The sequence below is a fragment of the Pseudoalteromonas sp. SR45-5 genome, assembly GCF_014163565.1.
GTDB lineage: Bacteria > Pseudomonadota > Gammaproteobacteria > Enterobacterales > Alteromonadaceae > Pseudoalteromonas > Pseudoalteromonas distincta.
Window position 1 is genome coordinate 1 of record NZ_JACJDN010000027.1, and the last position, 14,812, is coordinate 14,812.

Genomic DNA, 14,812 nt, shown 5'->3' on the forward strand with positions numbered 1-14,812 from the left:
CTTAATACTTGACCGGTAAGTAAAAAAAACGCAGCTAAGCAAAGCGTTCGCCATTGATCGTTTTTAATTAATGCTTTAACACTTTGGGCAAAAGGAATGTTTTGCTCTTTAGGCTGTTGTATACGCTCTTTTGTGCCTAAAAAACAAAGTAAAAACAGTACAAAACCTAAAATACTCATTGCAGTCATTGTGTATTGATAGCCCTTGGCGGCATCGCCTTGGCCAAAGTACTCAACCATTGGCATAGTACAACCCGCTACTATTACGCCGCCTAGCATACCAAATACAAAGCGGTAAGACTGAATAGTCACGCGCTCTTTTACATCAGCCGTAAGTACACCGCCCAGTGCACAATAAGGAATATTGATAGCGGTGTAAGCCACCATAAGAAGTGTGTAAGTAGTAAAGGCGTAAATTATTTTATCGGTGCCTTCTAAATCAGGCGTAGTAAACGCTAAAATACTAATAATGGCAAAAGGAAGTGAAAGCCAAAGTAGGTAGGGGCGAAAGTGCCCCCAGCGCGTATGTGTTTTGTCAGCAAGGTTGCCCATTAATGGGTCGGTTACGGCATCAAAAATACGTACTGCTAAAAACATAGTACCGACAACAGCGGGTGATAAACCCACTACGTCTGTGTAGTACAGCATTAAAAACATCATAACTGTTTGAAAAATAATATTACTGGCGGTGTCGCCTAAGCCATACGCTATTTTTTCTTTTACACTGACCATGATTATTTATCCCGCTTTATACTTGTTTTTAGTTATGGGTATGCTCTTATCTTTTAGAGATGAGTTCTTTATAAGCTAAGCCACTGTTTTTAATAGTGCGTTGCTGGGTTTTATAATCTACATACACAATACCAAAACGTTTTAAATAGCCTTCTGCCCATTCAAAGTTATCCATTAGGCTCCAAGCAAAGTAGCCATGTATAACAACACCTTGTTCAATTGCATTATGAACCGCGTTTAAATGAGTATTATAATAACTTAAACGGTCTAAGTCGTTAACTTCACCATTATTATATGTATCGGGCATGGCTGCGCCATTTTCTGTTATATAAATAGGCGGTAGGGTGTATGTTTTATTAAGCGATACGAGCAGGTCGGTGAACGATTGCGGGTAAACTTCCCATCCCATATCAGTCAACGGACCTGTAGGTGCAATGGGTTCATAAATGTCAGTAGGATGCGCCTTATAAACTTGGCGGGTATAAAAGTTAATGCCTAAGTAATCAATTGGCTGAGAAATTAATTCCATATCACCTGGGTGTATTTCTGGTAAATGATCCTCAGGTAGTTGGTTAATTATATCAGGGTATTTACCGTCCATTATTGGTTTCATGTACCACTGATTTAAATAGTCATCAGCGTATTTTGCACTGTCTATGTCTTGTTGAGTATCTGTAAGCGGGTAGGCGGGTGTAAAGTTAAGCACAATGCCGTTTTGAGTATCAGGCGATGTTTTATTTAGCACGTTCATAGCCAGACCATGAGCGAGTAATAAGTGATGAGCTGCTTTTTTACCATACTGCTTGCCTACTAGACCTGGGGCATGTATGCCAATTTCGTAACCCAAAAATGCGCTGCAAAAGGGTTCGTTTAATGTAGCGTAAGAATACACTCGTGTTCCAAATGCGTTAGTAATTAGTTCTACGTACTGCTCAAATGCATAAGCTGTTTTTCTGTTAAGCCAGCCGCCTTCATCTTCAAGGTGTTGCGGTAAATCCCAGTGATACAAAGTAACAAAGGCTTTTATATTTTTTCGTTTTAGCTCATCTAAAATATCAGTATAAAACTTAACGCCTACAGGATTTAACTTTCCGTCTTGAGTCATAACGCGAGGCCATGAAATAGAAAGCCTGTAAGCATCAACACCTAGAGACTCTATTAAATCTATGTCTTGTTGCCAATTGTTGTAATGATCGCAGGCAATATGACCATGTGAATTATCAGCAATTTTACCTGCAGTACTACAAAAGGTATCCCAAATACACGGTAAGCGATGCTCATACCCGCCCTCTATCTGAAATGATGCTGTTGCTACACCATAAACAAAGTCTTTTGTTAATAGAGGTGAATTAAATGGTAATGATATTTTTGTCATTGGTTACGAACCTTTTTGAGAACTTAATTGCACGCTTAGCGCCTATTTTTACTGACTTTCAGCGGTTACAAAACATTATTAAAAATAAAAGTTGTTGAAATATGTAACATGTTCGTATTTAATTAGCCGTGAAAGCGCTTACATTTTTAGATTAATGTTAATTAATCTTCAGGTCAACTCTTTAATACTGCGCCTTAGCGGGGTTTGTATTAATTACTTACTGAAGATCAATTTATAATAATAAATTGCGGAGAGCACATGGCTAGTTCAGCACCACTGACATCACACACACAGTCGCAAAACCACCAAGATAAAAACTATGGTTTTGCACTTACATCTTTAACTTCACTATTTTTTATGTGGGGTTTTATTACCTGCTTAAATGATATTTTGATTCCGCATTTAAAAGCGGTTTTCGATTTAACTTATGTTCAAGCAATGCTTGTGCAGTTTTGCTTTTTTGGCGCTTACTTTTTAATGTCACTCCCTAGTGGATACATTGTTAAAAAGCTTGGTTATAAAAAAGGAATCGTGGTTGGGCTTTTAATTGCGGCAGTAGGGTGTATATTATTTTACCCAGCAGCGTCTTTACATAGTTACCCTGTATTTTTATTCGCTTTATTTGTACTTGCCAGCGGCATAACGTTATTGCAAGTATCTGCTAATCCTTATGTAAGTTTGTTGGGCTCACCAAAAACTGCGTCGTCTCGACTTACGCTTACCCAAGCTTTTAATGCATTAGGTACCACTGTTGCGCCATCATTTGGTGCTCTGTTAATTCTAGACTCAGCGTCAGAAGCCTTTTTAACACCTGCACAAAATGCAGAGTCAGTTCAACTTCCTTACCTCCTTTTAGCTGCAATGCTTATTTTACTAGCCGGTATTTTTGCTTGGCTTAAATTACCAGACATTATGAGCGAGCAAAAAGCAGAAGCCGAAAAATCAGATGCAATTGAAGGCAGTGCTTGGCAGTATCGCCATCTTGTATTAGGTGCTGTGGGTATATTTATGTATGTAGGCGCCGAAGTGGCAATTGGTAGCTTTTTAGTAAGCTTTTTAGCACAAGAAAATATAGCAGGGCTAAAAGAGAATGTTGCAGCTCATTACATCACTTATTATTTTGGTGGTGCTATGGTTGGGCGTTTTATTGGTGCTGCTGTAATGCAAAAACTACCCGCTGGTAAAGTACTTGGCTTTAACGCAACCATGGCTATTATTTTAGTCATTATTGCCATGAGCACGTCGGGTCAATTAGCAATGTGGTCAATACTATTGGTTGGTTTATTTAATTCTATTATGTTCCCAACTATTTTTAGTTTAGCGTTAAATGGACTTGGTAAGCATACCGCTCAAGGCTCTGGTATTTTGTGTTTGGCGATTGTAGGTGGCGCAATAGTGCCACTTTTACAAGGTGCGCTTGCTGATAGTGTGGGTGTTCAACTTTCGTATGTTTTACCTATTTTATGTTACATATTTATCGTGTTCTATGGTTTAAGCGGTAGCAAACCAGTTCATGCGCAGGAGACTCTATAATGAAAACCCCTTTTACACTTAATAAAATAGCCTTAGCAACATTAATTGCATCAGTAGGTACTTTATCGGCTTGTTCAAACGACGCAGTGACATCGGTTGAAACTAATGAAACGTTATCTAAAACAGCGCAAATTTGGCCAAAACTTAATATTGCCGTTAAAAAAGATGCCGATATTGAAGCTAAAATAGTTAACTATTTAAAAGCCATGACACTTGAGCAAAAGGTTGCTCAAATGATTCAGCCAGAAATTCGTGATATTACCGTTGAAGACATGCGTAAATATGGCTTCGGTTCATACCTTAATGGCGGTGGCGCATTCCCTAATGGCGACAAACATGCAACACCTATGGACTGGGTAGCCTTAGCAGAGAGCTTTTATCAAGCTTCTGTCGACGACTCAGTTGATGGCAGTAGTATCCCAACTATGTGGGGCACCGATGCAGTACATGGCCATAATAATGTAATTGGTGCCACGTTATTTCCGCACAACATTGGTTTAGGCGCGGCGAATAATCCTGATTTAATCGAGCAAATAGCATCGATTACTGCAGTAGAGGTAATGGCTACGGGTATTGATTGGGTATTTGCACCCACAGTTGCCGTAGTGCGCGACGATCGCTGGGGAAGAACCTACGAAGGTTACTCAGAAGATCCAAAAATTGTACATGATTACTCAGCAGCCATAGTAAATGGCTTACAAGGTAAAGCCGATGGCGACTTTTTAAGTGACAAGCGTGTAATTAGTACCGTTAAGCACTTTATTGGCGATGGCGGCACCGTTGATGGTGATGATCAGGGTAATAATATCGACAGTGAACAATCATTATTTGATATTCACGCACAAGGCTATGTAGGTGGTTTGTCGGCGGGTAGTCAATCTGTTATGGCATCTTTTAATAGCTGGAATGGCGTTAAAAATCACGGCAATAAATATCTACTTACTGATGTATTAAAAACACGAATGGGTTTTGATGGATTTGTAGTAGGCGATTGGAACGGTCACGGTCAAATTGAAGGCTGTACTAACGAAAGTTGTGCGCAAGCCGTTAATGCTGGCCTTGATATTTTCATGGTGCCAACAGGTGCCTGGAAGCCTCTTTATAACAATACAATTGCGCAAGTTAAGTCAGGCGAAATTAGTATGTCGCGTATTGATGACGCAGTGAGCAGAATATTACGCGTAAAACTTCGCGCTGGTTTATTTGATAAACCAAGCCCGGCTAAGCGTCTTTACTCTGGAAAAACAGAGCTAATTGGTACCCAAGAGCACCGCGAAGTAGCACGTCAAGCTGTGCGCGAATCACTTGTGTTACTCAAAAATAAAAATAACCTATTGCCTATCGCAGCTAATCAACGCGTACTTGTTGCAGGTGATGGAGCCGATAATATAGGTAAACAGTCGGGTGGTTGGAGTATTACGTGGCAAGGTACTAATAATAAAAATGCTGATTTCCCTGGTGCTACTTCGATATATAAAGGGCTTGAAGATCAAATATCTGCAGCAGGTGGAAGTGTTACTTTAAGCGCTGATGGTACGTTTGAGCAACGTCCTGATGTTGCCATTGTTGTATTTGGTGAAGAACCTTACGCAGAAGGGCACGGCGATAAAGATAACCTTGAGTTTGAGCGCGGAAATAAAAAGTCATTAGCACTTTTAAACTCACTAAAAGAGCAAGGCATTCCTGTTGTATCTGTGTTTATATCAGGTCGACCTATGTGGGTTAACAGCGAACTTAACGCATCTGACGCGTTTGTAGCTGCATGGTTGCCAGGTACAGAAGGTGCGGGTATTGCTGATGTGTTATTAAAAGCGGCAGACGGCACCATCCAAAATAACTTTAAAGGTAAGCTATCGTTTTCTTGGCCTAAATCGGCGGTACAAACTGCGGTTAATAGAGGCGATGAAAATTACGATCCATTACTTCCTTATGGTTTTGGTTTAACGTATGGCGATAAAAACGTGCTAGCTGACGACCTTGATGAAGACTCTAAACTTGATAACTCAGGGCTTACGAGTATGGATATACTTGTTGGTGCACCTGTAGCACCATGGCGCTTATTGTTAAAATCGGGCGATGAGCTTTTAGATGTATCGAGTAGTACCCATGAATTTGGTGCAATTAAATACCGTACTGAGGACAAAACAGTACAAGAAGACGCGCGCCAATTTAACTTCAGCGGTGCAGAAAAAGCCAGTGCTGAAATAGTAACGAGCTTTGCAGAAGATACCATTGCCTACGTTGAAGCAAACAGTGTGATTAGCTTTGATATTAAATTAAACGAAGCACTAACGAGCGATGTAGCCCTTGCTATGACTTGTTCTGGTGAGTGTGGTGCAAGCATTGATTTAGCAAACGTAGTTGATAAAACTATTGAAAATAAATGGCAGTCAGTATCAATCGATTTAGGTTGTTTTGCTGATAAGGGTGTTAATTTTGCAAGCCTAACAAGCCCATTTAGCTTACACAGCAATGGTAAAGCATCAATTTCTGTAGCTAATATTCAGTTTGTACCAAATAAAGCGGACGAGGCTACGCTGTCTTGTAAGTAGTTTATTAACTCTATTGTGTGTATACCAAAGCCCTTCTAATGAAGGGCTTTTTTTATGGATAGATGTTAGCTAGATAAAATATGGTAGTTTAAATATAGTTGTTTTTAATGCGCTTATAAGTCACTTAAAAGCAATTAACTTTTCGTGAGTAAGTTTTTTTCATCAAAGGTTACTACTTTGTCTCGGCCAGTTTCTTTAGCTAAGTAAAGGCGTTTATCGGCATAAGCGAGCAGTTCTTTTATAGTTGCATTCCCATTAATTGCATTACTTACCCCAGCGCTTACGGAAAGTTTTATATGCTGATTTTCATGATAAAAAGCTTGAGTGCTTATATTCTTTCTTAATAGCTCAGCATCACTTTTTGCTGCACCAAGGGTGTAATCAGGTAGTAAAATGGCAAATTCTTCTCCGCCAATTCTGGCACTAATACCTACATTTAAAAATTGCTCTTTAATAAAGTGAGATATCCACTTAATTGCGTGGTCGCCCGCTTCGTGACCAAACTGATCGTTTACACGTTTAAAAAAATCAATATCGAGCAAAATAACAGACACATTTTTGTCTATATTTTTAGGATCACTTAGTGCTTCTTTACTTTTTGTAAAAAAGCCACGGCGATTAAGTAATTGGCTTAAAGTATCGGTGTTAGCAAGGCTTGAAAGTGTATGCTCTGTATTAGAAGCCAGCAGGTATGGCAATATTAGTGCGCTACAAGTGGCCAAAATTAAATGACTACTTAAGATAAGTTGCAGTGGCTCTATGTAGTTTGGCGAATTAATACTAAAAATAGATATTGCCAATAGTGTTGTTTGTATGAGCATTAAAATGCTGTGAATTGAAAAACAAACTATCAGCGCTTTTTTTTGCAAAGTGGCTACAAAGTTCATCTGCTTAATAATATATGCGGAATATAGGTATAAAACCGAAATAATTAAGCTTGTCAGCATTTGCCCTGCAGGGTCTGAATATATGGGTAATAAAGCAACCCCAGTTAATCCAAGGAGACAATAAAGAGGTTTTAAGTTTAGTGCCTTACTGTGCTTATATTTATTTAACCCAATAATAATTAATAATGGACTTAGTAATATAAAAATATCAGCCAAATAGTGTGTAATAAAAGGCGCGTCTATTACTAACTTTAAACAGGCAAGTAACTCGGCAAATGCAAAGGTAATGCATGCTAGGCCAAATAATAAAAATGATGTTTGTTTTTTAAAGTTATGTACGGATAAAAAAAACAAGCCTATTAATACGTTAAGAATAAAAGAGAGACTGATCACAGTAGGCAGGTGTAGCATTTAAGATTCTCTTTTATTAAAGATAGGCGTGGTTGGTGTGGAAAACTTGCTGATTATTATGTATTAATGTTTAAAGGTCAATATGGGTAAAAAGTAGTAATTTACCCATATATCTAATTTGAAAGGGATTTTAACTGAACGAATATTAACGCCCGCTAAACCAAGCTCTCTAAAGCCGATTTTATATCAGGATGATGAAAACGATAATTGTTAACGAGTGCCTTTTTAGGGATTACAAATTGCCCCGTTGTTAGTAAGTCTGACATTTCACCCATTAATAGTTTAAGTACTGGGGTTGGCATAGTGATAAATGCAGGTCGAGAGAGCGCCTCGCCTAAGCTTTTACTAAATTGAGCATTGCTTACAGGGTTGGGTGCTGTTGCGTTAACAGGGCCTGATATTTCTGGGTGTTTAATAATAAAGAGTATTAGCTGAATCATATCGTCGATGTGTATCCACGACATGCCTTGCTCGCCATTACCAATCGGGCCACCCAGGCATAATTTAAAAGCAGGTAACATTTTTCCAAGTGCACCTCCTTTTTTAGCTAAAACAATACCCGTTCGCAAAAGGCATACTCTGGTTTGTTCTGATTGGGCGAGTAGTGCTGCATTTTCCCAGTCTTTACAAAGCTGGTGGCTAAATTCATCGTGTGGGCGTTCAAAAGTTTCATCAATAGGATTACTATTTTGTCGACCATAAAAACCAATTGCACTGCCAGATATAAAAGTATGCGGGGGTATACTACAGGCTTTAATCGCTTGACTAATTTGCTGTGTAATATCAATACGACTGTTTCGTATTATTTGCTTTTGTTTGTCGCTCCAGCGTTTATTTACAATCGGCTCGCCAGCGAGATTAATAACGATATCAACAGTGTTAAAGTCAACATCACTAATGTCACTTACGGCTTTAACTTTGTGGCCTAATAATACGTTTGCTTTAGTTGGATTGCGGCTAAGTACAGTAACAGTATTATGATGAAGTAAAAAAGGGCATAAGTGCTTACCAATTAATCCGGTCGCGCCAGTTATAAATATATGCATTATTCATCCTTACAATAAAATAGAAGCAAGTGATTAAAAAACATACTCGCTAGCAAACAGCTTTGCAAATTTATACGTAAAACAGGCTTTTATGATCACTTCGTAATTATTTCATTTAATTACCTTTTGCCTTACACTGGGACGATATAGTTAATAAAAGGATTAATAAATTGGCAAGTTTAACTGGAGTAAATAAAAGCTTAATAGTTTTTGCTTCCTTAGTAGTGGTCCTCGCTGGAATAAAAGCCGCGAGTGTAATTATTATTCCGTTTATTTTGGCGGCATTTATTGCCATTATTTGTAACCCGCTTATCAAGTTTTTTGCGCGCTACAAAATTCCTAAAGGCATTGCTGTTATGTTGGTCGTGCTGATTATAGTTGGCTTAGGGGTAAGCCTTGGCGGGCTTGTAGGGCAATCTATCAACGACTTTTCTCAGCAGCTTCCTGAGTATAAAACACAACTTAAAGAAGAGTTTGTGTGGCTGGTCGATTTAGCATCTCAATACAACATACTGATCAATAAAGATCAGTTAATTAATATGTTCGATCCTGGCAAAATGGTTGATGTGGCCACTAATATGCTCACTGGGTTAGGTGGCGTAATGGCAAACATGTTTTTAATTATTTTAACGGTTGTTTTTATGCTGTTTGAAGGGCCAATGCTGAGCAAGAAAATACATATGGCACTTGAAGACCCTGATAGTAAAATGAAGCAAATTGACCGCTTTTTAGAATCTATTAATTCATACTTGGCAATTAAAACGCTAGTAAGTTTAGGGACGGGTATTATTGCTGCGTTTTACTTATGGATTTTAGACGTTGACTACTTTGTGCTTTGGGGCGTGTTGGCATTTATGTTCAATTACATTCCAAATATAGGTTCAATTATTGCGGCTGTACCAGCTGTATTACTTGCCCTTATTACTCAAGGCCCATTAGTGGCAGGACTTGTTGCTGCAGGATATTTAACAATAAATACGGTAATGGGTAATATTGTAGAGCCTAAATTTTTGGGTAAAGGGCTGGGTCTTTCAACGTTAGTGGTGTTTTTATCATTAATATTTTGGGGCTGGTTATTAGGTACTGTGGGTATGCTTTTATCTGTACCATTAACAATGATTGTAAAAATAGCCCTAGAAGCCAGTGCAGAAGGCAAGTGGGTTGCCACTTTATTGGGCAGTGGTGAAGACGTTACTAAAAATAACTAACATTTATAACCATCAAGGGCTGTAAAATTAAAACCCTTGATGGTTAAGTTATCAATAAATACAGGGCTATTAATTAATAAACGATTTAATAGCGTCATCCACTGCGTATATTGCGCCTTCTAAATATCCTGCTTCTTGTTTTGCAAACTCACTCGCTACAAAATGAATATTGAGGTTACTTAATTGCTCTTCCAAGTTTGAAAAATCAAATTCTGGGTGCTGTGAAGGCTGAGTTTGATCGTCTTTATTAGCTACAAATTTATCCTCTGCCCAGTCTTTAATAAAGTATCCGGTTGCCTTTTCAGCATCCTTACCATAAAAGTAGCTGAGCTGTTGGGCACAGGCTTGAATTAATTGCTCTTGAGTTACTTGGTTTCGTGATAAGTAGGGCACACCTATAAAGCCAAATAATGCGGCGTAATTACTATCCTCAGCACTGGCATCGTGAATATCGACCTTAGGGCCTACGCGGCTAAAGCTTTGCCCAGATAAGTTTTTATCACGCCAAAATGCATGTTCAAAAGTAGCTATAAACTTGGCTTGTCCTGCCATCCATGTAGGTACGCTGCTAAGGCGGTTTATGAGTGTTGGAGTCGCCCATAGTTCAGGTGTTAAATGCGTTGTAACCATACGAGGAGGAATTGCTGAAATTAATTTGCCAGTAGTAAAGTGCTTTATATTGCCTAAGTGATTAACCGTAATTAGCCAGTTATTATCACCTTTTTTAAGCTCAGTGACATTATGTTCTAATAATATTGAATCAGGATTAAGCTGCTCATATAAGGCAGTTATTAAGGTATTCATGCTGTGTTTGAGTCTAAATAGTTGCATATCTCCAGCACCTGCAATTTGTTGAGGTTGTTTGAAGTTAGGTGCTTGATATAACACATCACCTTTATGGTATTGCTCAAATATACTTAAGTTGAGTGACTTTATTAGCGCTTGAATTTTTGGTTGGTGGGGAAATATCCACGTAGGACCCAAATCAAAACTAACATCGTTATTTATTGGTGATTGCGCGGCAAAAATTCGGCCACCTAATTGCGATTTAGCTTCTAATAATAAGTACTCAATATTAAGTAGTTGTAATTTATACGCACTGTATAAACCAGCAAGTCCGCCACCTATAATAATTACTGGTTTGGTCATCTGTTTATCCATTAGTTTTTAGCAATCTACTAGTAGGTAGTTTGTTTTGGTATGAATAAATTGTCAAGTAAGCTATAGGGAGTGAGTAAAGAAACGTAACTAGTTTAGTGTGCTTAAGTTACGTCAAAATGGGTGTTTTAGTGATTCTGTAAATTGATTTATAAGCTCAATTTCACACAGTTTATAGCTAATGGTTGAGGTTGTCGCATTAGGAAGTTTTATTAAGTAACGCCATTGGCAGGCGCTCTCAAGGTACTTTTCATTATTTTTAATGCTGCGCATAAATAACGGCAGCACTTGCGTATTGCCTGTGCTTTCTTGTGACTTAGTTAGCTCATATTTACGCTTTTGTATCCAACTGCCTTGTGCTTGTTTTGCTTTATCAATTTGGCTATCTAGGCATTGAATATATCGCTTAGCTTCATCGGTTGTTGCTTTAGCGGCTAAAGTACATGCTTCATCTGCAAAGCTGTATTGGCTTGAAGCTAATAACACAATGGCAGTTAGTTTTAATAAATAGTTACTTTTTGTCATTGTAATTAAACTCTAAAATAAATTGAGCGCCGCCTAAGTTATCAGCTTCTGTAATGGTAAGTGTACCGCGATAGGACTTAACCAAGTCAGATACAATTGCCATCCCTACGCCGTGTCCGCTTTCGTATGTATCCAGACGAGTACCCCGTGTAAGTAGAGATTCACGTTTGTCCTCTGGCACGCCAGGACCATCATCGCTAATTCCAATACATAAAGTTTTGCTTTGAATAACTTGTATTGCTACTTGTGAGCGACACGCTTTACAGGCGTTATCAATCAGGTTGCCAAGTAATTCAATTAAATCTGTTTGGTCACCTAAAAAGTAATCTTTTTCGGTTACGGTGCAGGTAAAAATAATATCTTTATCACGGTACACTTTTGCCATAGCACTGAGTATTGAATCGAGTACTGGCTTAATAGGGGTTTGTTTTTTCCACGTGTCTGATGCGCCCGTTGCAGCACGTTTTAATTGGTGCTCGATCATCACATTAATGCGGTCGAGTTGTTCTTGTGCATCGGCATCGTTTGCCAATGGACTTGATTTTAATACAGCAAGCGGCGTTTTGAGTGCATGAGCAAGATCGCTCAATGAGGCTCTATAGCGTTCTTTTTGGCGTTGTTGCGACTCAAGTAGCAAGTTTAGATCTGCTTTTATTGTTTGCAGCTCTACTGGGTAGAGGCCTTTAATTTCTTGAATATCGCCTGATTCAATTGCTTTTATTTCTTTATCGAGTCTTTGGAGTGGGCGAGCGCTCCAAATAAAACCAATCGCCATCAGGCCTGCAATTGCAATGCCCATTATAAACATCCAATCTACAAGGGTTTGCTTAAAGCCATCCATTAAACGAAGTAGAGCGTCATTACGTTTAACTAATATAAAGCGGGCTTGTTCTGATTGATCTATGTTGTTTAAAATTACAGTCAGGCTAAGTTGCCAGTACGCGGTGTTATTATACTCCACGCGCCTGAAATCGGCAGCACCGGCTTTGGTTTCTATTTGTTGAGGTACATAGTTTAAGTTTACAGCCGATTCTGAGTTCCAAACAGGATCATCATCGCGGTAAATCATAGCGTAGGTATCTGAATTTAATCTGTTTAACTCAGGCGCTAAAATAGTGCTGGGCATAATAATACCATGCTCAGTAAAGTCGACTTCAGATATTAGCGAGTAAAGCTGTGCTTCGAGAGTTTTTTCTGTCGCATCAACAAGTGAAGCGTAATACGCTTTGCCAATTGAATAAAATAAGATAGGGAGCGCGACTAATAAAACAAAGACAAGGATAAATCCTTGCCTTATTTTTAACGATATTTGCGGTATTACCACTGGCTTTTAAGCCTGTAACCACGTCCACGTAGTGTTTCTACTGGGTTTAGTACGCCTTCAGGGTCAAGCTTTTTACGCAAACGTAGTACAAATACTTCAATTACGTTTGAATCAAGGTCGAAATCTTGGTCGTAAATATGCTCAGTCAATTCTGATTTAGAAATTACTTTTTGCGGATTTACCATTAAGTATTCAAGTACTTTATATTCGTAAGCTGTCAGGCTAAGTTCTTTGTCATCAACCCATACTTGTTGTGAACGTGTATGGATTTTAATTGGACCTGCAGTCATTTCTGGATTTGCTTTACCAGCACTGCGACGAATTAATGCATTACAACGGGCAATAAGCTCTTCAACATGAAATGGCTTAGTAAGGTAGTCATCGGCACCTGCATCTAAACCTTCTACTTTATCTTGCCAGCGATCGCGCGCGGTTAAGATTAAAATAGGGATTGTAATGCCTTGTGCTCGTGCTTTATTAATTAGCTCAATACCGTCTATTTTAGGTAAACCTAAATCAACTACGGCCATATCAAGCGGGTATTCTGTAATGTGGAAAAGACCTGCTTCACCATCGTGGCATAAATCCACGCTGTAACGTTCTTTTTCTAAGGCATTACGTAGGTTATCTGCTAAATGTAAATCGTCTTCTATAACTAAAATTCGCATTTTTAATCCTTTTTCACTTCGCCGGTTTTTTTATTAATATGTAAATCAACGACGTGGCCGTCAGATTTGAGTATTCGTACGGTATAAAAATCTGTTTTTTCGGTAATTTTTAAGGTCTTACCGCCAATTGTTTTCTTTGCGAGTATTACGGCTTTCTTTTTGTCCACCTCAGCATGAGATGCTTGGGTGGCGGTTGCTGCTTGACTAAAGTTAGCTAAGCTAACACAAGCAATAAAACCGAGGCTTAATAATACGCGCATAATGGAAAACTCCTAGACCAGACTCACTTAGTTTAATTAACTAAGTTACTAAAATTCAAGTAAAAACGGTAAATTCGTTTTTATCCTGATAATTTTAATTAAAAACCTGTGAACAAACCCTGAATTACAGTGCAACGCACGCTCTAGGGTTTAATACTTTTTAAGCAGGAAATACCTTTTTAAAAGGTTTAACAATTGTATTTTCATAGATGCCAGCGGCAACGTAAGGGTCTGCTGCTGCCCACTCTCGAGCTGCTTCAATTGATTCAAATTCAGCAACCACTAATGAACCGGTAAAACCTGCTTCTTGAGGATCTTCACTATCGACTGCCGGTAATGGACCGGCGGTAAGTAGACGATTTTGAGAATCAAGCTCACTAAGGCGTGCTAAATGTGCCGGGCGTGCTGCTTTTCTAAGCTCTAAGCTGTTTTCAACGTCTGTTGAGTGAATCATGTACAACATAAGGAATCTCATAAAAATTGTTAAATTTGATTAACGCAATACTACCACAGCGTTGAAAATTGGTGAATTAAAAGCGTATTTACACAGGTTTACACTTCGATTTTATTTTTAAGCTGTAATTGCTTGAAAATCTCTGTGTAACACTGGTAGAGTCGCTGAAATATACAAAATAATAAAAAGGTTTTATGCATGAGCGAAAATAGAGAACGATTTAGTTCCCGCCTTGGATTCATAATGGCAGCGGCCGGTTCAGCTGTTGGTATTGGTAATTTAGTTGGTTTTCCGGTTTCTGCTACTAAAAATGGTGGTGGCGCATTCTTATTAATTTACGCTTTATTTGTCATATTCATTTGTTTACCAGTCATGATGGCTGAAATGGCAATGGGTCGTAACGCTCAAAAAGATCCACTTGGTTCGTACAAACTATTATCTAATAACGATAAAAAATGGAAGTTAGCTGGGTTTTTTGCGGTGCTTACACCATTTATGATTGCTGTATTTTATATGGTGATTACGGTTTGGATCTTTGGTTATTTAACGCAAACAGGCCTCGGTAATTTAGATTTACTTGCAGATCCTGGCCACTTTGGTGTTTTTATTAATAGTTACACTGTGTTTGGTTATATGGCTGTTGTGGTTATTATGGTGAACTTAATTTTGTTAGGTGGTGT

At 38.5% G+C, this 14,812-nt stretch carries 13 protein-coding genes and 1 pseudogene; 4 read left to right on the top strand and 10 right to left on the bottom strand.

Annotation, left to right across the window (positions count from 1 at the left end):
• Nucleotides 1–731 (bottom strand): glycoside-pentoside-hexuronide (GPH):cation symporter (locus tag H5072_RS02235; protein WP_182692539.1); only part of this gene is annotated, 731 nt, incomplete at its 3' end.
• 46 nt (nucleotides 732–777) lie between these two features.
• Nucleotides 778–2,106 carry a GH1 family beta-glucosidase gene (locus tag H5072_RS02240; protein WP_182692540.1) on the bottom strand — a complete coding sequence of 443 codons (1,329 nt, stop codon included), beginning with the start codon at nucleotides 2,104–2,106 and terminating at the stop codon, nucleotides 778–780.
• A 258-nt stretch (nucleotides 2,107–2,364) separates the two neighbouring features.
• Here H5072_RS02240 and H5072_RS02245 point away from each other — a divergent pair, with 258 nt between their 5' ends.
• Both H5072_RS02245 and H5072_RS02250 read left to right on the top strand, forming a co-directional pair.
• The gene (locus H5072_RS02245; RefSeq protein ID WP_182692541.1) at nucleotides 2,365–3,639 is read left to right on the top strand and encodes a sugar MFS transporter; all 1,275 of its coding nucleotides are present in this window, start codon (nucleotides 2,365–2,367) and stop codon (nucleotides 3,637–3,639) included.
• The gene (locus tag H5072_RS02250; RefSeq protein ID WP_182692542.1) at nucleotides 3,639–6,191 is read left to right on the top strand and encodes an exo 1,3/1,4-beta-D-glucan glucohydrolase; all 2,553 of its coding nucleotides are present in this window, start codon (nucleotides 3,639–3,641) and stop codon (nucleotides 6,189–6,191) included. Before H5072_RS02245 ends, H5072_RS02250 begins: the two co-directional genes overlap by 1 nt.
• A 134-nt stretch (nucleotides 6,192–6,325) precedes the next feature.
• Here H5072_RS02250 and H5072_RS02255 read toward each other — a convergent pair whose 3' ends face one another.
• Both H5072_RS02255 and H5072_RS02260 read right to left on the bottom strand, forming a co-directional pair.
• Nucleotides 6,326–7,489: a GGDEF domain-containing protein gene (locus H5072_RS02255; protein WP_182692543.1), complete on the bottom strand. Its 1,164-nt coding sequence runs from the start codon at nucleotides 7,487–7,489 to the stop codon at nucleotides 6,326–6,328.
• A gap of 155 nt (nucleotides 7,490–7,644) precedes the next feature.
• Nucleotides 7,645–8,535: a TIGR01777 family oxidoreductase gene (locus tag H5072_RS02260; RefSeq protein WP_182692544.1), complete on the bottom strand. Its 891-nt coding sequence runs from the start codon at nucleotides 8,533–8,535 to the stop codon at nucleotides 7,645–7,647.
• A gap of 170 nt (nucleotides 8,536–8,705) precedes the next feature.
• Here H5072_RS02260 and H5072_RS02265 point away from each other — a divergent pair, with 170 nt between their 5' ends.
• On the top strand, nucleotides 8,706–9,743 hold the full coding sequence (locus tag H5072_RS02265) for an AI-2E family transporter (protein ID WP_024595420.1): 1,038 nt from the start codon (nucleotides 8,706–8,708) through the stop codon (nucleotides 9,741–9,743).
• A gap of 69 nt (nucleotides 9,744–9,812) precedes the next feature.
• Here H5072_RS02265 and H5072_RS02270 read toward each other — a convergent pair whose 3' ends face one another.
• The 6 genes from H5072_RS02270 to H5072_RS02295 all read right to left on the bottom strand — a co-directional run bounded on the left by H5072_RS02270 (nucleotide 9,813) and on the right by H5072_RS02295 (nucleotide 14,141).
• Nucleotides 9,813–10,892 carry an FAD-dependent oxidoreductase gene (locus H5072_RS02270; RefSeq protein ID WP_182692545.1) on the bottom strand — a complete coding sequence of 360 codons (1,080 nt, stop codon included), beginning with the start codon at nucleotides 10,890–10,892 and terminating at the stop codon, nucleotides 9,813–9,815.
• 123 nt (nucleotides 10,893–11,015) lie between these two features.
• Nucleotides 11,016–11,426 carry a hypothetical protein gene (locus tag H5072_RS02275; protein WP_182692546.1) on the bottom strand — a complete coding sequence of 137 codons (411 nt, stop codon included), beginning with the start codon at nucleotides 11,424–11,426 and terminating at the stop codon, nucleotides 11,016–11,018.
• Entirely contained in the window at nucleotides 11,413–12,750 is a 1,338-nt protein-coding gene (locus H5072_RS02280) for an ATP-binding protein (protein ID WP_182692547.1), read from the bottom strand. The genes H5072_RS02275 and H5072_RS02280 overlap by 14 nt, the downstream gene beginning before the upstream one ends.
• Complete coding sequence (locus H5072_RS02285; protein ID WP_007375447.1) at nucleotides 12,744–13,418, bottom strand: response regulator transcription factor; 675 nt, start codon at nucleotides 13,416–13,418, stop codon at nucleotides 12,744–12,746. Before H5072_RS02285 ends, H5072_RS02280 begins: the two co-directional genes overlap by 7 nt.
• A gap of 2 nt (nucleotides 13,419–13,420) precedes the next feature.
• Nucleotides 13,421–13,678 carry a PepSY domain-containing protein gene (locus H5072_RS02290; protein WP_024594903.1) on the bottom strand — a complete coding sequence of 86 codons (258 nt, stop codon included), beginning with the start codon at nucleotides 13,676–13,678 and terminating at the stop codon, nucleotides 13,421–13,423.
• Between the two features lie 160 nt (nucleotides 13,679–13,838).
• On the bottom strand, nucleotides 13,839–14,141 hold the full coding sequence (locus H5072_RS02295; protein ID WP_024599115.1) for a YciI family protein: 303 nt from the start codon (nucleotides 14,139–14,141) through the stop codon (nucleotides 13,839–13,841).
• 189 nt (nucleotides 14,142–14,330) lie between these two features.
• On the opposite strand from H5072_RS02295, the pseudogene H5072_RS02300 reads away from it, so the two are divergent.
• Nucleotides 14,331–14,812 (top strand): annotated as a pseudogene (locus H5072_RS02300) (sodium-dependent transporter); the annotation flags it as partial.

Coding starts and splice junctions, on each gene's coding strand:
- H5072_RS02240 (WP_182692540.1), bottom strand. CDS start 2,106: ATGACAAAAATATCATTACCATTTAATTCACCTCTATTAACAAAAGAC.
- H5072_RS02245 (WP_182692541.1), top strand. CDS start 2,365: ATGGCTAGTTCAGCACCACTGACATCACACACACAGTCGCAAAACCAC.
- H5072_RS02250 (WP_182692542.1), top strand. CDS start 3,639: ATGAAAACCCCTTTTACACTTAATAAAATAGCCTTAGCAACATTAATT.
- H5072_RS02255 (WP_182692543.1), bottom strand. CDS start 7,489: ATGCTACACCTGCCTACTGTGATCAGTCTCTCTTTTATTCTTAACGTA.
- H5072_RS02260 (WP_182692544.1), bottom strand. CDS start 8,535: ATGCATATATTTATAACTGGCGCGACCGGATTAATTGGTAAGCACTTA.
- H5072_RS02270 (WP_182692545.1), bottom strand. CDS start 10,892: ATGACCAAACCAGTAATTATTATAGGTGGCGGACTTGCTGGTTTATAC.
- H5072_RS02275 (WP_182692546.1), bottom strand. CDS start 11,426: ATGACAAAAAGTAACTATTTATTAAAACTAACTGCCATTGTGTTATTA.
- H5072_RS02285 (WP_007375447.1), bottom strand. CDS start 13,418: ATGCGAATTTTAGTTATAGAAGACGATTTACATTTAGCAGATAACCTA.
- H5072_RS02290 (WP_024594903.1), bottom strand. CDS start 13,678: ATGCGCGTATTATTAAGCCTCGGTTTTATTGCTTGTGTTAGCTTAGCT.
- H5072_RS02295 (WP_024599115.1), bottom strand. CDS start 14,141: ATGTTGTACATGATTCACTCAACAGACGTTGAAAACAGCTTAGAGCTT.